Here is a 26,516-nt window from a genome sequence, read left to right on the forward strand (position 1 = left end):
TTCAGCGCAGGTCGCGCCGCATCAGGACCCGCGGGAAGCCATTGAGCACCGAATCCGTGTCCGCGGCCTTGACGAACCCTGCCCGTTCGAAGAGCCTGCGCGTGCCCACGTAGGCCATGGTGAGGTCCACTTTGCTGCCCTTGTTGTCCACCGGGTACCCCTCAATGGCGGGCGCGCCGTAGCTGCGCGCGAACTCGACGGCGGCCTCCAGTAACTGATGGGAGATCCCCTTCCCCCGGTGGCCGGGCCGCACGCGGATGCACCAGACGGACCACACCTCCTGGTCATCGACGTGCGGGATTTTGCGGTTGAGGGCAAAGCTCGTGTCGGAGCGCGGATGGACGCCCGCCCACCCCACGACGTCGTCGCCGTCGTACGCGAGGACCCCGGGCGGCGGATCCTGCCCCACCAGCTCCCTGACGAAGTCGCCGCGCGCGGTCCCGTGCAGCTCCAGGTTCAGCTTTGACGGGACGCGGTAGCTCAGGCACCAGCACACGTTGGCGTCGGGCCGCTTGGGGCCCACCACCGCTGCCACGTCTTCAAACACTGTTGCCGGGCGGACCTCAATGCCCATGGTGTACTCCCTGAAGGGGTAGCTGAAAGGGGCAGCCGGACGCGCTAGACGCCCAGCGCTTCCTTGAGGGCGGCTACGTGGCCCTGTGCTTTGACCTGGTACTGGGCCAGCGCCACTTTGCCCTCGGGATCAACCACCACGGTGGAGCGGACGATGCCCTCGGTGATCTCGCCGTTGACCAGCTTTTCACCCCAGGCGCCGTAGGCGAGGGCAACATCGTGGTCCTCGTCGGAGAGCAGCGGGAAGGTCAGGTCGAAGTCACCGGTGAAGCTGGCCAGCTTCTCCGGGGCGTCAGGGGAAATACCAACCACTTCGTAGCCGGAACCCTGGAGGGAAGAGAGGCTGTCACGGAAATCGCAGGCCTCGGTGGTGCAGCCGGGGGTGGCCGCTGCCGGGTAGAAGTAGACGATCACCTTCTTGCCGCGGTACTGGGCAAGGGAGGTGGTCTTCCCGGAGGCATCCTGGAGACTGAAATCCGGGGCTTCGGTGCCTGGCTGAAGTTTGACGGTCAGTTGGGGGCTCATGCGTTTCCTCCGGGAGGCTGGGCGGCTAAGGGCAAATCAAGTGAAGCGGCTTCCCGCCCTAGGCACAACTTCGGCGTCACGTGCAGTATTCCGCCGGGGCCGGCGTCGAGGATTCTAAAGTTTACATTCGGTGCATTGACTTCAGACGCGGCAGGGATACCGTTAGAGGTACACGATTTTCGGTCTCCGCCACGTTTTCGTATGCCGGTATTCACGCTCATACCCATGTTCCGCCCCTTCGCGCCCGCCGCAAAAAATCCCTAGGCTGTGTGTCCTTCATGACCGCAAATTTCATCAGAGCCCTGGCCGTTAAGTCCTTGGACATCCCGGACAAGAAGCGTTGTCCGGACAAGGCCGAGTTCGATCTCGTCACCGTCGACGATTACTCCGTAGCCCGCCTGATCCTGGCGCCGGGCTGGCGCTGGTCCGAGCTGGTCAAACCCACTGAACTGACCGAGTTCTGTGAGCACAACCACCTCGGCTACTGCGTCTCCGGCAGCCTGGAGATTCAAACGTCCGACGGCGTGAGGTCAACCATCCATGCCCATGACACCTACGCGCTGCCTCCCGGGCATGACGAGTGGGTGGTCGGCTCGGAGCCGTTCGTCGCCGTCGAATTCCTGGGTACGGCGTCCTTCGGCCGCCCGAGAAGCCGGGGAATGCACGCACTGATGTGAGTTGCGGGCTCCCTATAACGGGCTGCCTGGAATGTGCCCTGCCTGGACGTCTTGCCCTGCCGGGACGTTCGGCTGGGTATCGCCGTCAATGATGCTCTTTAGCCGTGCCAGCAATTCGGCTTCGGGAGCGCCGGCGTCGATGACGGTGAACTGCGCGTATTCGGGCAGGGACCGGTAAGCGTCCCGGAAGGACACCAGTTCCGCAAGGGTTTCGTTGTCAGTCCCGCGCGCGGTGATCCGCTGGTGCGCTACGGCAGGATCTGCGTCCAGGTGAATGACGGCGTCCGGCGCGGGAAGGGCAGCCAGCAGCATCGGCAGCAACTTGCCGCGAGGCAGTCCCTTCGCTGCGCGCAGTGCCAGCTGGCAATAGAGGTGCCGGTCCATCACCACCAGTCCGTCGAAGAGGCCGGCCCGGGCGTGGGATGCCAGGACGTTGATGGTGCGGAGGGTGGTTTCCACGGCGTCGGCAAGCCTGTCCGGCCAGCGAAAGCCCAGGCGGTCGCCCAGCACGGACATGGTTCTGCGGCCCGCGTGGTTGCTCAGCAGCAAGGCCTGCCTGCCGTCAGCGCGGACTGCGGACACCAGGGCGCGGGCGGCCGTGGATTTTCCCGAACCGTCGATTCCGGTTAAGACAATAAGCACGTGGCCTCCTTCCGCCAATGGTTTAACGGTAGGGACAGGTTGATCGTCCCGGCATGCGGCGGATGTCACATGAGAGTCAGCGGAGACAGCCTGCAGCGAAACAGAGAATGGGGGCCCTCGATGCAGTTAGCGCAGTTTGCGGCCGTAGCAGCGAGTGTACTCCTGGCCGCACTCGCGGTCTTCCAGGGAGCACTGATCGCAGGGGCCCCGTGGGGAAGATTTGCCTGGGGCGGCCAGCACAATGTGCTCCCCACCAGGCTGCGGATCGGCAGCGCCACATCCATTGTTCTGTACATCCTGTTCGCCTACGTGGCGCTGGCCAAGGCAGACCTGGCTCCTCCGCTGGTGAACCAGGGTTTCACGGACGTCTTCTGCTGGGTGCTGACGGCGTATCTGGCGCTGGGCATCGCGCTGAACGGAATTTCGCGCAGCAAACCCGAGCGTCTGGTGATGACACCCACCGTTATAGTCCTGACGGGCCTGTTCCTGATCCTCGCACTGCAGTAGGCAGGCATAACGACGGCGGCCGGCCGGCCGCCGTCGTGCGTTTCCGTTGGGAAACCGGCTGGAGTGGGCCCTAGCTGCAGAACTGGGTGAAGGCTGTGCCGGCGTTCTGGTAGGCAGACTCCATGCCGGAGAGCTTGGCCTCGTCCGGGGCTTCCTTGGCTGATTCGTCGGTGAACTCGATGATGGATCCGAGTGCGGGCTTGAGTTCGTCCGATGCCACCACCTCGATGGGCCGGATCTGGTTGGCGAGTCGGGTCAGCCCGGACTTGCCGATGTTGTTCGCCGGGTTCGACAGGACGGCCTTCACCCGGTCGCAGGTCTCGGCGGTGGAAAGTTTGGTCGGAGCCGTGCAGGCCGAAGCGGAGAACACGAGGCCGGCAGCGACCAGGACGGTGGCGAGTTTCTTCATGGGTCCCTCAGTAGGCGGTTGAGGCTTCGATTGTAAGCAGAGACCGCGGCCTGACGCCGGGTCGGGGTAGTGGCGGGCGTAGTGTGACCCGCGGACAAACGGTCCTTCAGCCCCGTCAATAGGGGGTTTCAGGCACTGGCGGGCCTACTTCGGAGGCGCTTAAAATGGCAGGACAACCGTGCGGGCCTGCCGCATGCTTGGGTCCGTGCGGATCATTCCGATTCAAGGAAACATCATGGCCCGCACATCGCAGAATTCAGGAAAAGTACAGCGCCGTACCTCCATCTGGTTCATCGCACTGATGGGTCTGCTGGCGCCTGCCATTCCGGCCGCGGCAGCTCCGGAGTCAGACTCAGTCATCGTGCTCCCCGGCGCAAAATCCGCGGAGGGAATAGCCGCCGGCGAGGGGAACACCTTCTACGCCGGGGAGCTGTTCACCGGCAATATCTTCCGCGGCGACATCCGCACCGGCAAGGCGAAGCTGTTCATCGACGCGCCAAACGATGGCAGGTTCGCGGTGGGCATGAAGGCCGATACCGGCAAGGACCTGCTGTTTGTAGCGGGCGGTCCCACGGGCAAGGCCTACATCTACAACACGGAGACTGGCCGGCAGGTCAAGGCCGTTGAACTGACGAAGCGGGGAAACCCCTTCATCAACGACGTCACACTGACGGAGGAAGGCGCCTGGTTCACGAACTCCAAGGCCGCCGAGCTCTACTTCATCCCGGTGGGCCGGCACGGAAAGCTTGGTGATGTGAAGACATTGTCGGTGGAGAAACCGGCTGGTGCACTGCCTGGCGACTTCAACCTCAACGGCATCGCCTCCGCCAAGGACGGCGACGTCCTGATTGTGGCGCATTCGGCCAACAGCAAGCTGTACACCGTCAATCCGAAAAAGGGTACGAGCGCCGAGATCAAGGGGCTCGATCTGCCCAACGTGGATGGCATCGTGGTCAGGGGAAATCAGCTGTGGGCTGTTCAGAACCTCATTAACCAGGTCAGCCGCATCCGGCTGTCCGGTGACCTTTCCTCGGGCCGGGTACTGGACGTCATCAAGAGCGACGAGTTCAACGTTCCCACCACTGCTGCGCTGTTCGGGAACACCCTGGCCGTGGTGAATGCCCAGTTCATGGTCGAGGACGACAAGGAGTTTGAGGTCGTTCTGGTGCGCGCCCGCGGTTAGGCCGCAAGGCTCCCAGCACGGGAAACGTCTCTGCCCCGCATCAGATGCGGGGCAGAGCCGTCAGTGCGGGCCAGGCCCGTCCGAACCTGGATAGCGGGCCCGTCCTGACGCCGAAAGCGGGACAGGCCTACAGGTCAGTGCTGGCCGAGGTTTCCGCCCAGCGGCGGAATGTTTCCTGAGACCGTGCCATCCTCGCGGCGCTGGGCAGCGCTGCGGGTTTCGCCCTCAGCGGTTTCGTCGGATTCGCCCTCGACGTCCACCAGGCCGTTGGTCTGGTCGAACGGATGCCCGGGGGAGCGTTCGCCGCCGCCCACGGAGCTGGCCACCGAGCCCGTTCCGGCGCCGGCCGCCGTGGTGGTTCCCGATACCGAAGTAGTGGTTCCCGATACCGAATCGGAGGGGACGTGCCGAATCGGTGTCGGCTCATCAGCTACGGGTGACACCGGCGTGACGGTTTCGTCCCGGGCCTCGTGCGAATCCTTGGTGGTTCCGGCGCTCATGACAGCCGCCGCACCGGCTGCTGCGGCAACTCCGGCTGCTGCTGCCACCTTGCCGGAGAAGCCGGCCTTGCCCGAATCGCCGCGTGATGCAGCGGCATCCTCCACCCCGGGGGTGCCCACCGTGGCGCCCTCGTTCAGGGACCCGCGCCATGCGCCGCTGGCGTACTCAGCGTCCTCGATGAACTCCTTGAACCGCTTCAGGTCGGCCTCGGCCTGGCGGTCAACAACGTTCAGCTTGTCGCCGACCTTCTCGATAATGCCTTCGGGATCGTATTCGAGGCTGAGCCGGATGGAGGTCTGGCCTCCGCCCACATCCTCGAACTCGACGGCACCGGCGTTGGTGGCGCCTTCGGTGGCGGCCCAGGCAACTTTGCGGTCCGGGACCTGCTCCAGAATCCTGGCGGTCCACTGCCGGCGGACACCGGCGATTTCCGCCACCCATTCAAGCTGGTCATCGCTTGTCTGCTTGACGCTCTTCACCCCGCCCATAAAGTGGGGAAACTCTTCGAACTGGGTCCACTGGTTGTAGGCCGTGCTCACCGGCACGTTCACCAGAATGCGCTTTTCCACCTTCGTGCTCATAGCGGGTCTCCTTTAAGTCGAACCGGATCTGATGAGGGATCAACAATTCATCAGCATGCTTAGCATATCGTCCGGTTCGAGCTCATGGCCAGCCTCAAGGGACCACTTTCCTGAGCCCGGGTGGCTGGTGAGCCTCAGCCGGCGGCCCCTTGTGGCTCGTCCGGGTCGGCGCCTTCGGCAGGTTCCTGCGAGTGTACGCGGAGGTCGGTGGGGTCCGCGGCTTCGTCCCCCTCGGCCGGAGCTTCGGCGTGAATGCGTTGCGACGTTCCTGGTTTTTCCTTCATGACAACTGCTCCCGTGGTGTGCGCGAATTCCCCCAGATCATCATTCAGCGCCCGTGCTGACGGGGTGTCAAGGTCCTTAATGCGTCCTCTGGCCGCTGGAACGGTTCTGTGCTGGACTGGGGAGGCACCGTGCCGCTTCACCAACAAAAGCTCTTTGGCCAGCCGGCCCTGCCGGCTGTTTTGGGAAGGAATATCTCATGGCAACGCACAAAATCGGGTACTTCATTGGGAGCCTGGCCACCGGCTCCATCAACCGAACGCTCGCCACCGCCCTGATCAAACTGGCCCCGGAGAACCTCGAGTTCACCGAGATCCCCATCAAGGACCTGCCGCTCTACAGTTACGACTACGACGCCGATTTCCCGCCGGCAGGGCGCGCCCTCAAGGAAGCCATCGAAGGCTCGGACGGCATCCTGTTTGTGTCCCCCGAATACAACCGTTCCATCCCCGGAGCCCTGAAGAACGCCATCGACTGGGGCTCACGGCCGTGGGGGACCAACTCCTTCGCGCGCAAGCCCACCGGCATCATCGGCGCCTCGCCGGGCGGCATCGGGACTGCGGTGATGCAGTCCTCCATGCGCAGCGTGCTGAGCTTCCTGGACGCCCCCCAACTGAACGCCCCGGAAGTCTATATTCAGTTCAAGCCGGAGGTCTTCGGCCAGGATGGCGAGATCAAGGACGAATCCACCGCCAAGTTCCTGCGGCACTACATGGACGAGTACGGCGCCTTCGTGGAGCGTGTGCTGGCAGCCAATGCACCGGGCCACATCGGTGACCTGGAGCCTGATCCGGACAAGCTTTCACGGTAGGTTCACCGCGCTGACGCCGTGTCAGTCCAGGGGCAGGGTGACCGTTACCGTGGTGCCCTGCCCTGGTTCTGAACGGATGTCGATGGTGCCGCCGGCATCATGGACGGCTACGGACATCAGCCGCAGGCCGTAACCGTGGTGCCGCCCGCTGACGGCGAGCCGGCTGTCAAAGCCCGTGCCGTCGTCGGACACTACCAGCCGTACGCCGTGGCCCACGGCGGTGAGCTGGAGGCTGAGTTCGGAGGCGTCCGAGTATTTGTACGCGTTACTGAGGGCCTCGCGGGCCGACTGGTAGAGCAAAGACGCGCAGTCCGCCGGGATCTCTATGCCCCAGTGCGGAGTATCCCAGCGGACTGCTGTGCCTTGCTGACGGAGGGGACCGGTAAGCCTGTCGATGCAGCCGGCGAGCCCCAGGCTGTGGAAATCGAGCGGGTGGTGATCGGTGATCACGCCTCCCTCTGCGACTACTTCATCCATAGCTGATTGGTTTCCCATGACCCGACCTGCTTCCCCGCCATCATTTGTGGTGATGTGTTTAGAGTGAACCCGGAACTGCATGGGTGGCCAAGGGTTGGCGCAAGATCGCATCAATTTTGTTCTCAGAATAATCAGCAGGATCAGGAGCCATCCGATCCGGCCGCTGGTAGCGTAGTTGCCCACCAATGAAGGAGGGGCCATGACCATCAACTCACCCGAATCCCTGCCCGACGACGACGCGCAGGACACTGATGTGAAGGAGACGGCGGGGAAAGGCGCCGAAGGCAAGGACGACGACGGCGTCCCCACCAGTGCGGACGGCGTGGGCATGGGTGCCACCCATGAACCGAACACGTTCGAACCCGAAGAGGACCCGGAAGCTGCCGACGAGGACTGAGCGGGGTGCTGCGGGGCCGCCGGCCCCGCATGCTGCTTCGCGTTGATTTTGCGCGCCCGTCTTGACAGAAGCTTGTTGGTTTAGTGCCGGAATTCTGCTGTTGCTTTGAGTTCTCCTTGGAAGACTCGCAATCAATAGCTAGTTGATAACTTCCGGCGGGGGATATGGGAATACTTTGTGCTGCATCGCAGGGCCCTTGGAATAAAAGGGCCAGGGCGATCCGGTGATTACGGTCCTGATTCCTGCCCATAATGAAGCAGCCGGTATCGGCGAAACACTCACATCACTTAAGGGCCAGTCCCTTGTGCCCGACAGGATCATTGTCGTGGCGGACAACTGCACCGACGCAACGGCGCAGATTGCACTGGACGGCGGCGCTGAAGTGGTTTCCACGGCGGGAAATACCCATAAGAAAGCGGGGGCACTCAATCAGGTGCTGGCCACCCTTCTTCCGGAAGCCGCGCCCGAAGACCTCATCCTCGTCCAGGACGCCGATTCCCAGCTGTCCCCTGATTTCATCGAGCGTGCCGTTGGCCACCTCCAGGCAGACCGGCGCCTCGGTGCTGTGGGCGGGGTTTTCCGCGGCGGCGACGGCGGGGGATTTGTGGGCCACCTGCAGCGGAATGAATACGCCCGTTACGCCCGGGACGTCCGGCGGCTCAAAGGAAAGTGCCTGGTGGTTACCGGCACAGCTGCGCTGTTTAGGGTGCGGACCCTCCGCGACGTGATTGCCGGGCGGCTGGACGGGACCCTGCCCGCCGGAAATGGTCGTGGAGGCGTGTATGACACCTCAGTCCTGACCGAGGACAACGAGCTGTCTTTCGCCCTGCTGACGCTTCACTACCGGATCAAGTCACCGGTGGACTGCAGCCTGGTCACCGAGGTGATGCCCACCTGGCGCGAGCTCTGGGCGCAGCGCCTGAGGTGGAAGAGGGGTGCAGTGGAGAACTGCGTCCAGTATGGCTGGACGCGCGTGACCCGGCCGTACTGGGGCCGGCAGGCCCTGTCCGTGCTGGGTCTGCTGGTGAGCGTGGCCTATGTGAGTACGATCGCGCTTGCACTGGGCACGGGGGCAGGGCTGCACATGCAGCCGTTCTGGCTTGCCGTGACCGGTGTCTTCGTGATCGAACGCGTGGTGACAGTGCGGCTTCGTGGATGGAAGTACATGCTTGCCGCCGCCACCATGTACGAGCTGGTGATCGACCTGTTCCTGCAGGTGGTCCACACGAAGGCCTACGCAGATGCAGCCTTCAACAACAAGAAAGCCTGGTAACACCTATGTATGACAACCCAGCAGCCCCGATGGCAGCCGGAATCGGTTCCGGAACCCTCGCCATGACGGGCGCCGGTGACCTCTTTTGGGTCGGACTGGCAGCATTCGCCATGGTGGCACTCGGCATGGCCGTCAAGCGGATCGTTCCGGTCCGTGGCGGGAACTCCTAACCAAGGCAAACCCGGGCACTGTGTCCGGGAGGCGCAACAAACGCAGGGCAGCCAACCGGCCACCCTGCGTTTTTTGCTGTCCCCGGGACTGCCTCCTCGTCAGGGACGCGTTATGTGCTGACGCTCACCACGCTGGAGCATCCGGCCAGATCGCAGACTTTGTAGGCCGTGGTACCGCCGCCCTTGAAGGCATTGACGTAGCTGCCTGTATTGGCAACGGTTTTCTGGATCCCGTTGATCCAGAGCGTCACGCTGCTACCGCTGGCGCCCGCCCATTTGAGCGTGGTGCGGTTCAGGCCCTTGATTTTGGCGTTGGACGCCGTGAGGGATATCGCGGCTACCGGCGCAGGAGGCTGGACCGAAGCGGCGGGGGCGAAACTGAAGTCGCGGACCACCACCGATTCAGGCTTCACGTGGGCAGGATCCCCGCCTCCTCCGCCGGTCACCCACAGGTTGAAGTGCACCCGCTCGCCGGCCGGCACGGGAACTGTGGAGCCTTCCAGCACGGTGCGCTTCAGGAGCGTACCTACAAACCCTTCACCGGCGTAGGTCTCGAAGGTCAGCCGGCCCGGTTCCCAGACCATCCGGTGCGTGGTGATGGGGCTGGAGGTCACGTCAAAAGTCACGGTGTTGTTTCCCTGGCCTGGCGGTTTACCGGCATCGAACCAGTAGCCGTGGCCCTGACTGACGGGCCAGGATTCGCCATAGGCTGCGCCTCCTCCCCACGCCGATGCCTCGCAGAGGTCGATCTCGTTGTACCCCGGTTCAGCCAGGGGATCGTACGTGAACAGGCAGCCCCACACCACTTCCTTCTGCAGTATGCTCAGGTCTTTCTCAACCGTGGTGCTGTACGTTCCGTAGCCGAAGCCCTGGCGGGTGGACTGGAATTCGGCTCCTACGGGCGCCTCGCCTGTGGGGTTGGTCAGCCTGAGCGCCACATAGCCGCTGGCGTCCGGACCGCTGACATTGGCAGCATCAAATGCCTTGTTGTACTGCGGGGCTCCGCCCCAAAAGCGCTTCTCCCAGTTGAAGCCCTTCCATGTAAAGCTTCCAGCGGGGCCGGGGTCCTGGTTCAGCGGCGTGGTGTCCGCGGCCTGGGTGCCAGGCACTATCGCCAGCACCGCAAGGGTGGTTGCCGCAAGGACCGCAAGCGGCCTGATGATGCGGACGGGAGGTGAGACTGAAAAGCGAAAAGAAGCCATGTGATGCCCCTTGCGTGTTGCTCCCAGCGAGCACGTTATTGCGCCCCCATTGAGCACAGGTTGATCATCAGTCACAACAGCCCCACGGCGCAATAGCCCTTGAATACGAAAGTTTCCGCGACCTATTCTCAAGAAATACGCAATTCTGGCGAAAGCTCAAGAATAACGCGCTAAATAATCAATTTCCGGAATGTGACCTGCGGTGATGTGTAGGCTCAACAATGAGGCGGTTCCGGCAAATAAAGCCGAATACCCATCCAACAACGCATATGCCTACGAATTGTCGTGGAAAATGCGTTTGCTTGTGTGCGGTGGCCCTCGATAGTCAGGGCCCGGATGCTTGTTCAAACCCGTCCGGTGGGCCACCCGCCAACGCAGGCACAACGTCAGGAAATGAATAACGTGAAGAACTTTGGGGGCACGGATGGTGGAGCGGGGAATTGCTGTTGTTGTGGAGGACGACGACGATATCAGGACGTGTTTGGCTGACGTTCTGGTGCAGTCCGGCTTTGCCGTGCAGTCAGCAGCCTCCGGTCAGGAGGGCGTGGAGCTTGTCCGCGAATACAACCCGGTGATCGTCACCCTGGACGTGGGGCTGCCGGACTTCGATGGTATTGAGGCCGCCCGCCGCATCAGGACCTTCAGCGACGCCTACCTCATCATGGTGACAGGCCGGGTGGAGGAAGCCGACGCCCTCATGGGTTTCGAGGCAGGCGCCGATGACTACCTCACCAAGCCTTTCCGCCCGCGGGAGCTGCGGGCCCGAATCGCGGCAATGCTGCGACGGCCGCGGATCCTCAACGCAGGCTCAGCAGAAAGTGCCCCTGGCCCGCCGTCTTCCGGTGGCAATTACCCCCTCGGGCAGCTTTCGGCCCCGCCCATCCAGCAGGATCTTGCGCCTGCACTGCAGGCCGGGATGATCGTGCGCTGCGACTTTGAGCACCGGGGGCTGACCCTCCATGAGGGTTCGCGGGCTGCCGCCATCCACGGTAAAGCGGTTGATCTGACAAGGACCCAGTTCGATTTGCTCCTGGTGCTGATGGAAAACGGGCGCGTGGTGCAGACTAAAGCCGACCTGGTCCGCCGGCTCCGCAACGAGCCCTACAGCACCGGGTCCTACGTCAGCACCGGCGAGGAGCGCGCAGTAGAGGTCCATTTGGGAAACCTGCGGAAACGCCTGGGGGACAGCACCCGCTCGCCGCGCTGGGTGGAGACGGTGCGTGGCGTGGGGTACCGGCTGACTCCCTAGGGGCCTCCATCCAGGAACTGTGGAGCCTTTTGTTATGACGCGCAACAGTTCGGTGCCAATCGGCGCCGCTGAAGAGCCTTGTACACGCCGCGGGCCCACAATTTAAGGACCAAAGTCAGGCCCAAAGGAGGGTGTGATGCGCAGTCCGTCCGCGTCAGGTGCGGCGATCCCCACAGTATTTCTCGTTGCTGTCCTGCTTGCCGGCTGCGGTCCGCAGGCAACGACGCCGACGACGACGGGCAGCGCCGGCGGCGCTGCCAACTCCGCCTCGGCTGCCGCTTCGGCTGCCGCTTCGGCTGCGGCTACGGCTTCCGCGACGACGACGACCGGCGCACCCGCCGTGACGTCCAGCGCCACCGGTACCGCGCCGTCGTCGGAATCCTGGACTAGCTTCACCACCGCGGATGGTGAGCTGACCTTCGACCATCCGGCAGCCTGGAGCGTTCGGGACCCGGCCGGGGACCTGCCAGAGGGCGGCGGGGCGTTCGCCGAGGTGACCAACGCGGCCGGCAAGCCGCTGGCGACGCTCCGGACCAACATGGCGACGGGTTCAACGTGCATGGAGAAATACCCGTACGAAGTGTTGGAGTCGCAGGAACTTCCGGCCCTGGCGCAGAACGGAGCCGCACCCCGGTACGTCTACGAGACCCGCGGTAACGATGCAGCCCCGGGACCTGCCGATACTCCCGCGGCGGCCTATGGCATCACCACGATGCAGCCGCCAACCGGGGACTCAACCTGCGCCATCTTCCACTTCTTCACCTGGCCGCCCACCGCCGCCATGTTCGGCGCGTTCTTCAGCCCGGACAACAACGTGACGCCCGGGGCGGAGTCACTGCCCTATCTGGAGCAGGCCAAAAAGTACGCGGAAACCGAGGAGTACGCGGACATCAAGCGGATGATTACCTCACTGCGTCCGGCGGGGTGAGTTGACCGACCGCCCGCCTCCGGACGCCCGGCAGCTCAAGGTTCCCTCAAGATTTTGGGCGATGGGCCCAGGTGGTTTTTGGCATCCTGGCGGACCCGTACATTGATTTACGGCATTGGTTTGCTTTCCCAACCCGAAGCCTCGGAAGCCCCCGCGCTGGAGTTCAACTCGCGCGGGGGTCTCCGATCAGCCACCCCGCCACGTGTGGCCATAGACGCCCGGCAAGCTTCCAGGCTTGGCCGGCTGCCCGAAAAGCTGCCACTGCCTTTGGTTTCTCTTACATATTTTGCGGCTTCCTGCGTGGATAGCATGGGGTGACCGGACAGAGCCGTCCGGGCCAGCTCCAAGCAGAAGGAAACCGATGGCAGCGGTTACGGTGGACGACATCCTCTCGGATGTCCCCTTGGGTTTCGCCAGCCTTATCCTTCGTCCGGCCCCGGCGGACGGGGCGATCGAACGGTTCCTGATCGTGGATGCCGATGATGAAACCGCCGACGGCGGGGCGGCCTTTGTCCTGTTGATCGGCGTCCGGGGACGCTCGGCTTTGCCTGCTCTCCGGCGGCTCCTCAGGAACCCGCCGCGGGTGGTCGCCGTCAAGGGGGAGCGCGCAGAGTTCGCAGAAGCTGAAGAGCTGCTTCGGGATGCCGGCACGGGCCTGCTCCTGGTGGACCCGGGAGCCGACTGGGACCGGTTGCTGTCCATCGCCAAGGACCGTATCCAGCCACCGAGCTATCAGCACGAAGTGCTGACGCTGCTGGAAGAGGATCTGTTTGCCATCGCCCAGACCACGGCCCGGCTCACGTCCAGCCACGTGCTCATCGAAGATGCCGCCAATAAAGTGCTGGCGTACTCCACCGTTTCGAACGACATCGACGAACTCCGCAAGGCCTCCATCCTCGCCCGGCGCGGCCCGCGCAAATACGAGCTGCTGCTGAAGGACCTGGGCGCCTACCGCGAACTGCACAGGACCCGGCTGCCGGTGCGTGTACCGGCCCGGCCACAGGACGGGCTGCGGGAACGCGTGGCCATCACGCTGTTCGCGGGGGACCGGATCATGGGCTACATCTGGCTGCAGGAAACCGGCGCCGGTTTCGGCGCCGACGTTGACTACGTGCTCACCGGATCGGCGGCGCGGGCCTCCGCCGAGCTCATCCGGTACCGCAACCAGCAGTCCGTCCACATGCGCGAAGACCGAATTGTGCGGATTCTTTCAGGTCCGGCGGAGGCTGCGGCAAGTGCGCACAGCGAGAAGATCCCTGCCGACCGTCCTGCTGCGCTGATCCTGATAGGAATATCGGATGCCGATGCCCAAGCGGACGACGCCGCGTTGAAACACGGCGAACTCGCGAACCTGGCATCCATCCACGCAGCTGCTTACAAGGCCTCCGCGATAGTGGGGCAATACAACGGCGACACCGCCGTGATTGTGCCGGGCCTGCAGTCCTCGGCAGCTGAAACCGGGGTGCGGAGCCTGGCCGAATCGATCGTACGGGATGCCGGCAAACACCTGGGTATGAGACCCTTCGCAGCTGTGGGCCCAGTGGTCCCGGACCTGCTGTCCATCCACTCGATCACCCGGATCACCGAGGCTCTGTTGAGCTGCGTGGGCTCATCCGAGGACACCTCAGTGGCCACCATCGACGACTTCGAGGGCGAGATCCTTTTCCGTGAGGCCGTCAGGAATTTCTCCTCCTCCACCTTTCGCCACCGCAGTCTTTCCCGGCTGCTGAATGAGGACAGCGAACTGGCGGAGACCCTGTGGAACTACTTTGAAGCGTCCCTTGATGTCGCCGAGTGCGCACGGCGGATGCGGCTGCACAAAAACACTGTCTATTACCGGATCAGCAAGGCATCCCGCGTGACCGGGTTGGCCTTGGGCAACCCGCGGGACACGCTCGTTGCCCTGCTCCATATCCAGGAATGGGCCGGAACACGTAAAGAACAGTTGGGCACCACATGACCACAGCACTCAAGGCACCGCCGTTGGGACCGCTCCTGGACGACATCGTCCGCAGCCACAGGCCACAGCGCGAAGCAGGATCTGTCCCGGCCAACATCCCCTTCCTCGGAGCGGTCCCGTTCGACAGGTTCGGCATCGCCGTCGCCACCGCTTCGGGCGAGGTGTTCAGCTCAGGTGATGCTGAGGTCCCCTTCTCCATCCAGAGCATCTCCAAGGTCTTCACCTTGGCCATGGCGCTCCAGGGCGACAGGTCTGGGTCGCTGTGGTCCCGTGTACTGCGCGAACCCTCTGGCACATCGTTCAATTCCCTGGTCCAGTTGGAGGTGGAGCACGGCATCCCGCGGAACCCCTTCATCAATGCCGGGGCCCTGGTTGTCACAGACCACCTCATGAAGGAAACGCCCGACGCCGCCACCCGGCTTCTGCGGTTCCTCGCCGCCCAGGCGGCCAGCACAGGGGCCTATATCGATGAGGCGGCTGCTGCCGGCGAGCTGGCCGGCAGCAGCCGGAACCTTGCACTGGCCCACTTCCTGAAGGACTTCGGCAACCTGCAGCAGACCGCGGAGTCAGTGGTGGAAAACTACGTCCGGCAATGCTCCATCATGATGACCTGCGTGGAGCTGGCCAAGGCCGGACTCTTCCTTGCCCGCAATGGCCAGGGAACGCACGGAACTGTAGTGTCCGCCAGCGAGGCGAAACGCATCGGTTCGATCATGCTGACGTGCGGCATGTACGACGCCGCCGGTGAGTTCGCCTACCGCGTGGGTTTACCCGGAAAGAGCGGGGTGGGCGGCGGGATCCTGGTCATCGTCCCCGGTGTCTGCGCCATCTGCGTCTGGTCCCCACGGCTCGATGCGAAGGGGAACTCCCTGGCCGGAACAGCAGCCCTCGCCGATCTTTCCGACCTTACCGGCTGGTCCGTTTTCTGACCCCCGCCGCTGCGAGTCACCGCGACACGCATCTCACTTCTTCTTAACCCACCCGAGTTAGATCTTCCCCGGATCGAAAGGATCAACCATGCCCATCAACCCCAACGACGAGGTTGTACTCAAGCAGGCCATCCCTGACCACATCATTGACGGCGGCCATGCGCACGCGTCCGAGACTGCCCTGCACGCGGAAGACCAGGGCTACCACAAGAACCTCAAACCCCGGCAGATCCAGATGATCGCCATTGGCGGGGCGATCGGTACCGGCCTGTTCCTCGGCGCCGGCGGCCGCCTCAACGCCGCAGGCCCCTCGCTGGTCATCGCCTACGCAGTCTGCGGCTTCTTCGCCTTCCTCATCCTCCGGGCCCTGGGCGAACTGGTACTCCACCGGCCCTCCTCGGGCTCGTTCGTCTCCTACGCCCGCGAATTCTTCGGCGAGAAAGCCGCGTTCGTCTCCGGCTGGTTCTACTGGATCAACTGGGCCACCACCACCATCGTGGACATCACCGCAGCCGCCCTGTACATGAACTTCTTCGGCAACTACATCCCCTGGATGGCGGACGTCCCGCAATGGGCCTGGGCCCTGACCGCCCTCGTGGTGGTCCTCGCACTGAACCTTGTCTCCGTCAAGGTCTTCGGCGAGATGGAATTCTGGTTCGCCCTGATCAAGGTCGCCGCCCTGGTCATCTTCCTGGTGGTCGGCACGTACTTCGTCATCTTCGGCACCCCCGTGGACGGCCAGCAGGTCGGCCTGAGCCTCCTCTCGGACAACGGCGGGATCTTCCCCAACGGCCTGCTCCCCATGATCATCCTCATGCAGGGCGTCCTGTTCGCCTACGCCTCCATCGAACTGGTCGGCACCGCCGCCGGCGAAACCGAAAACCCCCAGAAGATCATGCCCAAAGCCATCAACTCCGTGGTCTTCCGCATCGCCGTGTTCTACGTCGGCTCCGTCATCCTCCTGGCCCTGCTGCTGCCCTACACCTCCTACGAAAAAGGCGTCAGCCCCTTCGTAACCTTCTTCGGCTCCATCGGCATCCAAGGCGTCGACGTCATCATGAACCTCGTGGTCCTCACCGCCGCCCTGTCCTCCCTCAACGCCGGCCTCTACTCCACCGGCCGGATCCTGCGCTCCATGTCAGTGAACGGCTCCGCCCCCAAATTCGCCTCCCGCATGAACAAAGCAGGCGTCCCCTACGGCGGCATCGCCATCACCGCCGCCGTATCCCTGCTCGGCGTCCCACTGAACTACCTCGTCCCCGCCCAAGCCTTCGAAATCGTCCTGAACGTCGCCTCCGTCGGCATCGTCATGACCTGGGCAACCATCGTCCTCTGCCAGATCCAACTCAAACGCTGGGCAGACAAAGGCTGGCTCGAACGCCCCTCCTTCCGCATGTTCGGCGCCCCCTACACCAGCTACCTCTCCCTGCTCTTCCTCGCCGGCGTCCTGATCATGGTCTTCATCGACTCACCCCTGACCATGCTCGTCACCGCCATCGCCTCAGCCCTCATGGTCGCCGGCTGGTACGCATGCCGCCACCGCATCCGCGAAATCGCCCAGGCCCGTGAAGGCTTCACCGGCAGCGCCCCCGTCATCGCCAACCGGACACCCATCAAATAGGCCTCGCCAGCCTTAAGTAAACGAATCCCCACCACTCCGAATAGCCAAGAAAAGCACATGAGAACTGAAACTGAAGAAACCCTGACCGCAGCCAACGCCCTCCCCGGCCGCACGTCGGCCGGGCATGTGATTGTCGATACCCTGGTGGCCCACGGCATCGAGCGAAGCTACGTAGTTCCCGGTGAGAGCTTCCTGGACGTCCTTGACGGCCTGCATAACTCGGACATTGAAACCGTGGTCTGCCGGCATGAAGGCGGCGCCGCATACATGGCTGAGGCCGACGGCAAGATGCACCAGCGTCCCGGTATAGCCATGGTGACCCGGGGGCCCGGCGCAGCGAACGCGCACGTTGGGCTGCACACGGCCTGGCAGGACTCCACACCCATGCTGCTGTTCGTTGGCCTTATCCCGTTCGCACACCGGGACCGGGAGGCGTTCCAGGAGTTCGATATCAAGGCGTGGTTCGATACCGGGGCAAAACGCGTCATGGTCCTCGATCATGCGGAGCGGGCATCCGAGATTGTGGCCGAGGCCATGTTTGCGGCCATGAGCGGACGTCCGGGGCCCGTGGTGGTGGGCCTGCCGGAAGACATCATCCGCCAGCAGATCGATCCAGCCCTGCATCCCGTTATCCCGGTTGCGGCCGGCGGCATGAGCAGCACCGATGCCGTTGCCTTGAAAGCCGCCCTGCAGGAGTCACGCAAACCGCTGTTCGTCACCGGCGGCAACGACTGGACGCAGGAAGCCGCCGACCAGCTGACAGGGTGGCTGGAAAGGCACCATATCCCGGCAGCCGCTGAATGGCGGACGCAGGGGACAGTGTCCTTCGATTCGCCGTCTTATGTAGGACCCATTGGCTATGGCCGTCCCCGCCCCACGTACGATCTGCTGGAGGAAACCGACCTGCTGGTGTTTGTGGGGACAGTGCCCGGCGACGTGATTACGGACGGCTTCGTCTGCCGGCAGGACTGGAACAAAAAGAACTTCCTGGTCACGGTGGACCCCTCACTGCGTGGCCGCTCAGGGCCCGTTTCGCGGCAGATCCTGGCCAAGCCCGAGGCCTTCGTCCGCGACCTGGTGGAAATCGACCTGCCGGCGAAGGAAGAGTGGAAGGCCTGGACCAACCGGATGCGGGGGGAGCAGGAGCGGTTCGCTGCCCTGCCGCCGACTTCGCCGGCTTTGCCGGCAGCAGGGCAGGCAAGGATGGACACTCTGATGGCCAACCTGGTTCCGAGGCTGCCGGAGGATGCGATGGTGACGTTCGGTGCGGGTGAGCACACCAACTGGGCCCACCGCTACTTTCCCACCCGCCGCTACGCGTCCATGATCAGCGCCCGTAACGGCTCGATGGGCTATTCGGTACCATCGGCCATCGCAGCCTCCCTGGCCGAACCCCGGCGCCGCGTGGTCACGATCGCCGGGGACGGGGAGTTCCTCATGAACGGCCAGGAGCTGGCCACCGCTGCACAGTACGGGGCCACGCCCCTGGTGATCGTCATGGACAACCAGGAATACGGCACCATCCGCACCCACCAGGAGCGGCATTATCCGGCCCGTGTCTCCGGGACCCAGTTGAAGAATCCGGACTTCGGCCTGATGGCCAAGGCGTTCGGCGGTTTCGGGATCACCGTCACCGAGGACAAGGACGTTCCGGCCGCGCTCGACGCCGCCCTGGCCGCCATCGAGGATGAGGGTGTCTTCGCCCTGATCCATCTCGTTGTGGAACAGCGGGTCAAAGCGTACTGAGCGGTGGCAGAGTTTGACGTACGCCGTCATTCCAAGGAAGCCGATTCCACCCCGGCGGCAGCGGCGGAGGCAATGGGGGTGGGTGTACCGCCGCCGATCAGGAACCCCGAGCTCGCCGGTACGAACACCCCGCCGGGGGCTAGTGCGTTGCCCCGAGCCCGATGAGCAGGACTCCGTCAATGATGAGGCCGAGCCCGAGCATCGTGACTGGGCGCCCGGTGCTTTAGTTAAAGACGGCGCGGCCGGTGCGCCACCCGCATGTTCTGGATGGTGCACCGACCGCTTGGGCCCTGCCTGGAGGGAACCCGCTCCTTTACCTGGAGCTAGTTGCTGCTGAGGTAGCCGTTCGGGTCCAGGACATACTTCGTGGCGGCGCCGGCATCGAATTCCGCGTACCCGCGCGGGGCATCCTGAAGCGAAATGGCCGTGGCGTTGACAGCCTTGGCGATGTGGATCCTGTCATGCAGGATGGCCATCATCAGCTGCCGGTTGTACTTCATCACCGGGCACTGGCCGGTGGTGAAGGAGAGGGACTTCGCCCAGCCGGTGCCCAGGGACAGGGACAGGCTGCCCTTCTGGGCTGCCGCGTCCGCGGCACCCGGGTCCCCGGTGACATAAAGGCCGGGAATGCCCACGGAGCCGCCCGCGGCGGTGAGGTCCATCAGGCTGTTGAGCACGGTGGCTGGCGCTTCCTGGGCCCCGGCGCCGTGTCCGTGTCCGCGGGCCTCGAAACCGACGGCGTCGATACCGGCATCGACCTCGCGGACGCCGAGAAGCTGCTCGATCTGGTCAGCCGGGTCGCCGTTGGCCACGTTGACGGTTTCGCAGCCAAAGGACCGGGCCTGGGCCAGGCGGTCCTCATTGAGATCCCCCACGATGACCACGGCAGCCCCCAGCAGTTGGGCGCTGGCCGCCGCGGCAAGCCCTACGGGCCCGGCCCCGGCAACATAGACGGTGGAGCCGACGCCGACACCCGCCGTGACGGCCCCGTGGAAACCGGTGGGGAGGATGTCCGAGAGCATGGTCAGGTCCATGATCTTCTCCAGGGCCTGATCCCGATCGGGGAACCGCAACAGGTTCCAGTCCGCGTACGGCACCAGGACGAACTCCGCCTGCCCGCCCACCCAGCCGCCCATGTCCACATAGCCGTAGGCGGACCCGGGACGGTCCGGGTTCACGTTCAGGCAGATCCCGGTCTTGCCTTCCTTGCAGTTCCGGCAGCGCCCGCAGGAGATGTTGAAGGGGACCGAGACGATGTCCCCGACCTTGATGAATTCGACGTCGGGCCCGGTCTCGATGACTTCCCCGGTGATCTCGTGCCCCAGGACGAGCCCGGCAGGGGCGGTGGTGCGGCCGCGAACCATGTGCTGGTCCGAGCCGCAGATGTTGGTGCTCACGGTGCGCAGGATGACCCCATGCGGGACCTTCCGGCCGACATTGACGGGGTTGACGCCGGGACCGGCCTGCAGTTCAAAGGTGGGATAGGGGGTATCGATGATTTCGACGATCCCCGGCGCCTTGTATGCAACGGCTTTGTTACCTGACATTGAATGGCTCCTATGGGGTTGGAGATTGAAAATTCGTGAAGCAAATGGGGGTCAACCTGAGGCTGTCCGACCTAGAGCAGGCGGGCGCGGCTAGGCATCGATCACCAGGTCGGTCTGCGCGGTGGAGCAGCAGGGCAGGAACTTGCCTGCATCGATTTCACGTGCCCGGATCCCGCCCTGGTGGTTCATGTCGACCTCACCGGAAAGCTTGACGATCTTGCAGGAGCCGCACATGCCTTCCTTGCAGTTCGCGCCGATCCTGACGCCCGCACGCTGGGCCACCCCGAGGATGTGCTCGGTGGGGTCGATGCGCACATTGATGCCGGTGCGCATGAAGGACAGGGTGAGGCTTCCCGTTCCCACCGTGTCGAAGCTCGAGGCATCGGGGGACCCGGCCTCCGGCACACCGTCTGCGCCGCCGTCGGGGGCTTCGGGACAGGGTGCGTCCGGGTCGACGGTTTCCAGCGGCATTCCCGTGGCCTTCAGGGTTCCCTCGGCGTCGTAGCCGGGCTCGTAGAGCCCGAACGCAGTGGGCTGGCTTTCGTAGTAGTCCTCGGCGGAATCGGCGATCTCCTCGGCGATTTCCTCCGCAATGTCCACTGCAAGCGCGAGCTCCGCCTGGTATTCAAGGAGCGTCTGGCGGTCTCCCGAGAAGAACTCCACGTTGATGGAGGTGTCGTCGACGCCGACCTTCCCGAGGAGCTCGGTGGCGGTGTTCAGGTAACCCTCGGGGCCGCAGGCGTAGACCTGGCGGCCGTTGGCGTCGGGGGCCACCGCATCGAGCATGGCCGCCGTCAGCCTTCCGGTGAGCCCCTCCCAACCCTCGGGTTTGCTGCGGTCGCCCAGGGAGTAGAAGACCCTGACGCGCGAGTCCACGGAGGCGATGTAGGCCAACTCCTGGTGGAACGCAAAGTCTCCGGCCGCTGATCCGTGATAAAGCACCACGACGTCGGCCTGTCCGGGCAGGGAATGGATGGTCCGCACCATCGACATGATGGGGGTGATGCCTGCGCCGGCGGCCAGCAAGAGGTACCGGGCCCGTCGGTCGGCGTCGGGCAGGTGGAATGCCCCGACCGGTCCGAGCATCTCGAGGACGGTGCCGGGTTTGACGTTTCCGTGCACCCACGGTGAGACCAGGCCCGTGGGGTCGCTTTTGACGGTGATGCTGAAGGTCCACGGCTGGGTGGGCGAACTGGACAGCGAGTAGCTGCGGTCCACCGCGTCCTGGTCCTCACCGTTCACGGGAAAGGCGACGTTTACGTACTGGCCGGGACGGAACGCCAGGGGCGCACCGTCGGAGCGGCGGAACACAAAGGTCATCATGCCGCCGGCCTCGGGAACGGTCTCGACACATTCGGCCATGAACTCCTGCGGATGCCAGGGACCCAACGCGCGGGCGGCGCTGGCGGGTCCCTCGGTGCTGCCCATCACCCGGTTCCACGGCATCTCAAGACCGCGGATGCGCTGTGGTTCCTGGATTGCCGTGACGGTGCGGAGTTCAATCATGCCAAGTGCTCCTGCACACGCTGCACGTACCAGTTGATGAACGCCTCGACCTGGTATTCGCTCTTCATGTACGGGCCGGGCTCGTAGGCGGGGCTGCCGGCGCCCTTCTGGCACAGCTCCACGAACGCCTTGTCCTGCAGGTTGGTCTGCTTCCAGGTGTAGGTGAGTTTCTCCAGGTCGTAATCGACGCCTTCCTCGGCGTCGTCAGCCACCAGCCAGGTGGTGCGTACCAGTGTCTGGTGTTCGTTGACGGGGAAGACGGCGAACGTGATGACGTGGTCCCCGAGGAAATGGAACCAGCTGTTGGGCTGCAGGTGCATCGAGCAGCGGCCGAGGCGGAAGTCCGGCAAGTCGCCGAGCAGCTTCTTGGAGAGCCTGTGCCCATCGGGCGAGAACGATTCGCCGTCACCATCGAGCGACTCCCGTGAGATGCGGATGCCCGCGATGCGGGTGTCGAGCTCCTCGACAACTTCATAGGGAAGGCCATAGCGGCGGCAACGCTCCTCGAGCGAGGACTGTGCTTCCTTGTTACGGTCCCAGACCTCTTCGAGGTGGGGCGGAACAAGGCCCTCCGTCAGGCCCCAGGTGGGAAAGAGGGAACAGGCGAGTTCCGGGTGGCCATCGCAGTGGTAGCACTCACGGTTGTTCTCCATGACGAGCTTCCAGTTGCCCTCCTCGATGATGTTCTGCTGGTAGGCGACTTTCGTCTTCGACAGATCGTGGGGTGCGAGGTAGGGCTCGAAGATCTTTCCGGTTTCGTCGAAATCCGTCGGCGGTTCGTCAGCAATGCAGACGAAGATGAGTCCGGCGAACACCCGGCTGTGGGCGCGCTTGAGGCCGAAGCAGCCCTTGTCGAACTTCGTTTCCCCCGGCGCCGAGGCATGGATCAGATTGCCGTCGGGGGAGTAGGTCCAGGAGTGGTAGCCGCACACCAGGTTCCCGGTTGTCCCCGCGGGTTCGGTGAGGACGCGGGCGCCGCGGTGGCGGCACACGTTGTGCAGGACGTTCACGCCGCCGTCGTCATTGCGGAGCACGATCAGGGAGTAGGGACCGTAGTCGACGGTGACGTAGTCGCCCGGCTCCGGGAGCTCGGCGGTGCTGGCGGCAAAGATCCAGTGCTGGCCGAAAATAGCCTGCATGTCGATGCTGAAGATCGTCGGATCGGTGTAGAAGGGGGCATCGAGGGAATATCCCACGCGCCGGAAATCGAACAATGCGGTGATTTCCGCCAGCTGCTCGGCAGGCAATGAGGAAGCGAGTTTGCCGCGTGAATTAAGGGGCATGTGCACTGGAGCAGACATGTGTTCCTCCCGGAAGGGCTGGGTAATAAGTGTGCGTTTTGTGGAGACCACGGGTTGGGGGTGCAACCGTCGTCGAAAACCTTGTAGTCATGAGATTAGGGACGATCGATCTGCAACAAAAGCGCAAGATTCAGGAGATAACCGTGCACAATAGGTGCATGATCGATCCACGGCTCATAACACTCCGGGTATTTGCCCGCTGCGGCACCGTTGGCGCAACAGCAGAGCTCACGGGTTATTCCCCCTCCGCCGTCTCCGCGCAGTTGCGGGAGCTCCAGCGCGTGCTCGGAATGCAACTGCTGACGAAGGACGGCCGGGGCGTGCGGCTGACCGCCACGGGCCGCTATCTCGTGGCGGGCTCGGACACCCTCGTTGCGGAATGGGAGAGCTTGCGCGCCGCGGCCATGGCGGCCGGCGACCAGGTGCAGTCCCGTTTTGGGCTAGGGGGATTCTCGACGGCGGCCGCCCAGTTGCTCGCGCCGCTGGCCGCCACCCTGCGCTCCACACGCCCCCAGCTGGAGGTGCAGGTCCTCGAGGCCGACCCGGACCGCTGCTTCGATTTGTTGGTTGCCGAGCGAATCGACCTCGCGGTCATCGTGGCCATGCAGTCCGACACCTATCTTGAGGACGATCCGCGGTTCGAGCAGACCGTTCTGCTCGACGATCCGCTGGACGTGATCATTCCCTCCGACCATCCGTTGGCATCGCGGGAAACGGTGACGCTCGAAGAGCTGGCGTCGGAACCCTGGATCACGGAGGCCGCCGGTTCCACCTACCACTCCCTGTTCACCGCGGCGTTCACGGCCGTCGGGGTGACACCGCGGATTGCCCACGAGGCCGTTGAATGGGAAACCCAGATTGCCTTCGTTGGTGCGGGGCTGGGCGTGGGCCTGCTGCCGCGGCTGGCGCCCCTGCGCAGTGCCGAAAACGTGGTCCGACTGCGCATTACCGGCAAGGGGAAGCCCTCCCGCCGGATTGTCGCTGCAGTGCGCAAGGGCAGCCTCGCATCGCCCCTGATCCAGGAGTCGCTCGGCATTCTGCAGGTCAGGGCCAACCGGATACTCGCCGCCCGGCCCGAAGACGATCTCTGAAACCAACCCTCCCGGCATCCCGACGCCGAAACGCCCGCCCTCCGTGCAGATGGAGGGCGGGGCGTTTGTCATGCGGATGGACGGTCAGGACCGCGCCGGCCCGGACGCCGTATTCAGGAAGAGTTCCTACTTCAGGTCGAACCGGTCAAGTTCCATGACCTTGACCCAGGCGGCAACGAAGTCGTTGACGAACTTCTCCTGGGCGTCGTCGCTGGCATAGACCTCAGCCAGCGCCCTGAGCTGGGAGTTTGATCCGAAGACCAGGTCCACCGCTGTGGCGGTCCATTTCCGCTCGCCGGTGGCGGCGTCGGTGATCTCGTAGACGTCCTCCTCCGTCTCCGAGGCCTTCCACTTGGTCCCCGGGGAGAGCAGGTTGACGAAGAAGTCGTTCGTCAGCACCTGCGGCCTGTCGGTGAAGACGCCGTGGGTGGATCCGCCGAGGTTGGTGCCGAGCGCGCGCATGCCACCAACGAGTACTGTCATCTCCGGCGCGGAGAGGTCCAGCAGGTATGCCTTGTCGAGCAGGAGAGTCTCCGGCTGGAGCTTCCCCCCGGGGCGCACGTAGTTGCGGAACCCGTCACCCCTCGGCTGCAGGTACTGGAAGGACTCGACGTCGGTCTGGTCCTGGGCAGCATCGGTGCGGCCCGGCCGGAACGGCACGGTGACGGCGAAGCCGGCGTCCTGCGCGGCCTTTTCCACCGCCGCGCAGCCGCCGAGGACGATCAGGTCTGCAAGCGAGACCTTCTTACCCCCGGCCTGGGCGGAGTTGAACTGCTGCTGTACCGCCTCGATCGCCTGCAGCGCAGACCCCAGCTGCTCGGGCTCACTGGCCTCCCAGCCGCGCTGGGGTTCCAGTCTGATCCGTGCGCCGTTGGCTCCGCCGCGTTTGTCTGTCTTGCGGAAAGTGGACGCGGAGGTCCAGGCCGTGCTGGCGAGCCGCGAGACGGACAGGCCCGAGTCCAGGAGCTGGGCCTTGAGCCCGGCGATGTCCTGCTCGTTGACCAGCTCGTGGTCCACCTCCGGGACGGGGTCCTGCCAGAGCTGCGGGGCAGGGACCCAGGGCCCCAGCATGTGCGGGCCGACGGGGCCCATATCGCGGTGCAGGAGCTTGTACCAGGCCTTCGCGAACGCGAGCGCAAACTCGTCCGGGTTCTCCATGAAGCGCCGCGAGATCTTCTCGTAGGCGGGGTCGACGCGCAGCGACAGGTCAGTGGTGAGCATCGTTGGCCGGTGCCTCTTCGCCGGGTCGTGGGCATCCGGAATGATGTCCGGGCCGTCCTTGGCTACCCACTGGTGGGCGCCACCGGGGCTCTTGACGAGCTCCCACTCGTGCCCGAACAGGATCTCGAAGAAGCGGTTGCTCCACTGGGTGGGCTTGTCAGTCCAGGTGACCTCGAGGCCGGAGGTGATCGTGTCCGGTCCCTTCCCGGTCCCGTACGTGCTGAGCCAGCCCAGGCCCTGGTTCTCAAGATCGGCACCCTCCGGTTCAGGGCCAACGTAATCGTCGGCGATGGCGGCACCGTGGGTCTTGCCGAAGGTGTGCCCGCCGGCGATCAGCGCCAGGGTCTCTTCATCGTTCATGGCCATGCGTTTGAAGGTCTCCCGGATGAACGCCGCGGCCCTGAGCGGGTCCGGATTGCCCATGGGCCCCTCGGGGTTGACGTAGATCAGGCCCATCTCTGTTGAGCCGACCTCCTCCGCCATCTGGCCTTCGCCGATGTAGCGCTCGTCGCCGAGCCAGGTGTCCTCGGGCCCCCAGAAGATTTCCTCGGGCTCCCACACGTCCTCCCGGCCGAAGGCGAAGCCAAAGGTCTTGAAGCCCATGGATTCGAGGGCCACGTTGCCCGCCAGGACAATCAGATCGGCCCACGAGAGCTTCTGGCCGTACTTCTGCTTGACGGGCCACAGCAGCCGCCGGGCCTTGTCCAGGTTTGCGTTGTCCGGCCAGCTGTTGAGCGGCGCGAACCGCTGGCTGCCATCCCCTGCACCGCCGCGGCCATCGTGGACGCGGTAGGTGCCGGCGGCGTGCCAGCTCAGGCGGATCATCAGGCCGCCGTAGTGGCCGAAGTCGGCGGGCCACCAGTCCTGGGAGGTGGTCAGGACCTGGATGATGTCCTGTTTGAGTGCCTCGACGTCGAGTTTCTGGAATTCTTCGCGGTAACTGTACGTGGAGCCGAGCGGGTTGCCCGCCGGCTGGTGGGCGTGGAGAACGGTGAGATCGAGCTGGTTCGGCCACCAGTCCGCGACGGTCCGCGGCCGGTGCGCCTTGGGCTCCGGCGAGTCGATGGCAGGGTTCTCACTCTCGCTGCCGCGCGACGTCGCGCTGTCGTGGGCAACCGGGCACCCACCCTCAACCTTGCTGTCCAGGCCCTGGGCGCTTCCCGGGGTGGGGACAGGGGGGTGTTCCTGGCTATCGCTCATGTGCTTC

The 26,516-nt window shown here is 64.4% G+C and carries 26 protein-coding genes; 14 read left to right on the forward strand and 12 right to left on the reverse strand.

Annotated elements, in window-relative coordinates; genetic code table 11:
* Position 1: 1 nt before the first annotated feature.
* Positions 2-574: a GNAT family N-acetyltransferase gene (locus AC1MCA_RS12370; RefSeq protein ID WP_479797628.1), complete on the reverse strand. Its 573-nt coding sequence runs from the start codon at positions 572-574 to the stop codon at positions 2-4.
* A 44-nt stretch (positions 575-618) separates the two neighbouring features.
* Positions 619-1,098: a thioredoxin-dependent thiol peroxidase gene (bcp, locus tag AC1MCA_RS12375; protein WP_479797632.1), complete on the reverse strand. Its 480-nt coding sequence runs from the start codon at positions 1,096-1,098 to the stop codon at positions 619-621.
* A 278-nt stretch (positions 1,099-1,376) separates the two neighbouring features.
* On the opposite strand from bcp, the gene AC1MCA_RS12380 reads away from it, so the two are divergent.
* Positions 1,377-1,775, forward strand: a complete 399-nt coding sequence (locus tag AC1MCA_RS12380) for a cupin domain-containing protein (RefSeq protein WP_479797636.1) — start codon at positions 1,377-1,379, stop codon at positions 1,773-1,775.
* Between the two features lie 12 nt (positions 1,776-1,787).
* On the opposite strand, the gene AC1MCA_RS12385 is transcribed toward AC1MCA_RS12380, so the two are convergent.
* Entirely contained in the window at positions 1,788-2,417 is a 630-nt protein-coding gene (locus AC1MCA_RS12385) for an AAA family ATPase (protein WP_479797639.1), read from the reverse strand.
* A gap of 120 nt (positions 2,418-2,537) precedes the next feature.
* Here AC1MCA_RS12385 and AC1MCA_RS12390 point away from each other — a divergent pair, with 120 nt between their 5' ends.
* Positions 2,538-2,924 carry a hypothetical protein gene (locus tag AC1MCA_RS12390; RefSeq protein WP_479797643.1) on the forward strand — a complete coding sequence of 129 codons (387 nt, stop codon included), beginning with the start codon at positions 2,538-2,540 and terminating at the stop codon, positions 2,922-2,924.
* A gap of 70 nt (positions 2,925-2,994) precedes the next feature.
* On the opposite strand, the gene AC1MCA_RS12395 is transcribed toward AC1MCA_RS12390, so the two are convergent.
* The gene (locus AC1MCA_RS12395; protein ID WP_479797648.1) at positions 2,995-3,333 is read right to left on the reverse strand and encodes a hypothetical protein; all 339 of its coding nucleotides are present in this window, start codon (positions 3,331-3,333) and stop codon (positions 2,995-2,997) included.
* A gap of 235 nt (positions 3,334-3,568) precedes the next feature.
* Here AC1MCA_RS12395 and AC1MCA_RS12400 point away from each other — a divergent pair, with 235 nt between their 5' ends.
* Positions 3,569-4,516: an SMP-30/gluconolactonase/LRE family protein gene (locus AC1MCA_RS12400; protein WP_479797652.1), complete on the forward strand. Its 948-nt coding sequence runs from the start codon at positions 3,569-3,571 to the stop codon at positions 4,514-4,516.
* A 134-nt stretch (positions 4,517-4,650) separates the two neighbouring features.
* Here AC1MCA_RS12400 and AC1MCA_RS12405 read toward each other — a convergent pair whose 3' ends face one another.
* Together AC1MCA_RS12405 and AC1MCA_RS12410 are read right to left on the reverse strand one after the other, a co-directional pair.
* Positions 4,651-5,598 (reverse strand): SRPBCC family protein, encoded by a 948-nt coding sequence (locus tag AC1MCA_RS12405; protein ID WP_479797656.1) that lies wholly within the window; start codon positions 5,596-5,598, stop codon positions 4,651-4,653.
* A gap of 134 nt (positions 5,599-5,732) precedes the next feature.
* Positions 5,733-5,882: a hypothetical protein gene (locus tag AC1MCA_RS12410; RefSeq protein WP_479797661.1), complete on the reverse strand. Its 150-nt coding sequence runs from the start codon at positions 5,880-5,882 to the stop codon at positions 5,733-5,735.
* A 197-nt stretch (positions 5,883-6,079) separates the two neighbouring features.
* On the opposite strand from AC1MCA_RS12410, the gene AC1MCA_RS12415 reads away from it, so the two are divergent.
* The gene (locus AC1MCA_RS12415; RefSeq protein ID WP_479797664.1) at positions 6,080-6,691 is read left to right on the forward strand and encodes an NADPH-dependent FMN reductase; all 612 of its coding nucleotides are present in this window, start codon (positions 6,080-6,082) and stop codon (positions 6,689-6,691) included.
* 21 nt (positions 6,692-6,712) lie between these two features.
* Here the strand turns inward: AC1MCA_RS12415 and AC1MCA_RS12420 are convergent, their stop codons facing one another.
* Complete coding sequence (locus AC1MCA_RS12420; RefSeq protein ID WP_108598405.1) at positions 6,713-7,186, reverse strand: sensor histidine kinase; 474 nt, start codon at positions 7,184-7,186, stop codon at positions 6,713-6,715.
* A gap of 181 nt (positions 7,187-7,367) precedes the next feature.
* Here AC1MCA_RS12420 and AC1MCA_RS12425 point away from each other — a divergent pair, with 181 nt between their 5' ends.
* The 3 genes from AC1MCA_RS12425 (at position 7,368) to AC1MCA_RS12435 (ending at position 9,008) form a co-directional block, all read left to right on the forward strand.
* Positions 7,368-7,565, forward strand: coding sequence for a hypothetical protein (locus AC1MCA_RS12425; protein ID WP_479797670.1), 198 nt, complete (start codon positions 7,368-7,370; stop codon positions 7,563-7,565).
* Between the two features lie 223 nt (positions 7,566-7,788).
* Positions 7,789-8,838, forward strand: coding sequence for a glycosyltransferase family 2 protein (locus tag AC1MCA_RS12430; protein WP_479797672.1), 1,050 nt, complete (start codon positions 7,789-7,791; stop codon positions 8,836-8,838).
* A 5-nt stretch (positions 8,839-8,843) separates the two neighbouring features.
* Complete coding sequence (locus AC1MCA_RS12435) at positions 8,844-9,008, forward strand: hypothetical protein (RefSeq protein ID WP_354149470.1); 165 nt, start codon at positions 8,844-8,846, stop codon at positions 9,006-9,008.
* Between the two features lie 110 nt (positions 9,009-9,118).
* Here the strand turns inward: AC1MCA_RS12435 and AC1MCA_RS12440 are convergent, their stop codons facing one another.
* On the reverse strand, positions 9,119-10,210 hold the full coding sequence (locus AC1MCA_RS12440) for a LamG domain-containing protein (protein WP_479797674.1): 1,092 nt from the start codon (positions 10,208-10,210) through the stop codon (positions 9,119-9,121).
* A gap of 424 nt (positions 10,211-10,634) precedes the next feature.
* Here AC1MCA_RS12440 and AC1MCA_RS12445 point away from each other — a divergent pair, with 424 nt between their 5' ends.
* From AC1MCA_RS12445 to AC1MCA_RS12470, 6 genes are all read left to right on the forward strand, one after another.
* Positions 10,635-11,459, forward strand: coding sequence for a response regulator transcription factor (locus AC1MCA_RS12445; RefSeq protein WP_479797676.1), 825 nt, complete (start codon positions 10,635-10,637; stop codon positions 11,457-11,459).
* Between the two features lie 136 nt (positions 11,460-11,595).
* On the forward strand, positions 11,596-12,387 hold the full coding sequence (locus tag AC1MCA_RS12450; protein ID WP_479797679.1) for a hypothetical protein: 792 nt from the start codon (positions 11,596-11,598) through the stop codon (positions 12,385-12,387).
* A 361-nt stretch (positions 12,388-12,748) separates the two neighbouring features.
* Positions 12,749-14,347 (forward strand): PucR family transcriptional regulator, encoded by a 1,599-nt coding sequence (locus tag AC1MCA_RS12455; RefSeq protein WP_479797683.1) that lies wholly within the window; start codon positions 12,749-12,751, stop codon positions 14,345-14,347.
* Positions 14,344-15,276 (forward strand): glutaminase, encoded by a 933-nt coding sequence (locus AC1MCA_RS12460; RefSeq protein ID WP_479797685.1) that lies wholly within the window; start codon positions 14,344-14,346, stop codon positions 15,274-15,276. The genes AC1MCA_RS12455 and AC1MCA_RS12460 overlap by 4 nt, the downstream gene beginning before the upstream one ends.
* A gap of 88 nt (positions 15,277-15,364) precedes the next feature.
* Positions 15,365-16,897, forward strand: a complete 1,533-nt coding sequence (locus tag AC1MCA_RS12465) for an amino acid permease (RefSeq protein ID WP_479797687.1) — start codon at positions 15,365-15,367, stop codon at positions 16,895-16,897.
* Between the two features lie 57 nt (positions 16,898-16,954).
* Complete coding sequence (locus tag AC1MCA_RS12470; RefSeq protein ID WP_479797691.1) at positions 16,955-18,643, forward strand: thiamine pyrophosphate-dependent enzyme; 1,689 nt, start codon at positions 16,955-16,957, stop codon at positions 18,641-18,643.
* Positions 18,644-18,966: 323 nt separating this feature from the next.
* On the opposite strand, the gene fdhA is transcribed toward AC1MCA_RS12470, so the two are convergent.
* From fdhA to AC1MCA_RS12485, 3 genes are all read right to left on the reverse strand, one after another.
* A complete protein-coding gene (fdhA, locus tag AC1MCA_RS12475) occupies positions 18,967-20,190 on the reverse strand; it encodes a formaldehyde dehydrogenase, glutathione-independent (RefSeq protein ID WP_479797693.1) in 1,224 nt (407 codons plus the stop codon).
* 90 nt (positions 20,191-20,280) lie between these two features.
* Entirely contained in the window at positions 20,281-21,696 is a 1,416-nt protein-coding gene (locus tag AC1MCA_RS12480) for a ferredoxin reductase (RefSeq protein ID WP_479797695.1), read from the reverse strand.
* Positions 21,693-22,997: an aromatic ring-hydroxylating oxygenase subunit alpha gene (locus tag AC1MCA_RS12485; RefSeq protein WP_479797697.1), complete on the reverse strand. Its 1,305-nt coding sequence runs from the start codon at positions 22,995-22,997 to the stop codon at positions 21,693-21,695. Before AC1MCA_RS12485 ends, AC1MCA_RS12480 begins: the two co-directional genes overlap by 4 nt.
* A gap of 158 nt (positions 22,998-23,155) precedes the next feature.
* Here AC1MCA_RS12485 and AC1MCA_RS12490 point away from each other — a divergent pair, with 158 nt between their 5' ends.
* Complete coding sequence (locus AC1MCA_RS12490; protein ID WP_479797699.1) at positions 23,156-24,088, forward strand: LysR family transcriptional regulator; 933 nt, start codon at positions 23,156-23,158, stop codon at positions 24,086-24,088.
* Positions 24,089-24,214: 126 nt separating this feature from the next.
* On the opposite strand, the gene katG is transcribed toward AC1MCA_RS12490, so the two are convergent.
* Positions 24,215-26,509, reverse strand: coding sequence for a catalase/peroxidase HPI (gene katG / locus AC1MCA_RS12495; RefSeq protein ID WP_479797701.1), 2,295 nt, complete (start codon positions 26,507-26,509; stop codon positions 24,215-24,217).
* Positions 26,510-26,516: the final 7 nt, after the last annotated feature.

The organism is Arthrobacter sp. BK1 (assembly GCF_056680055.1).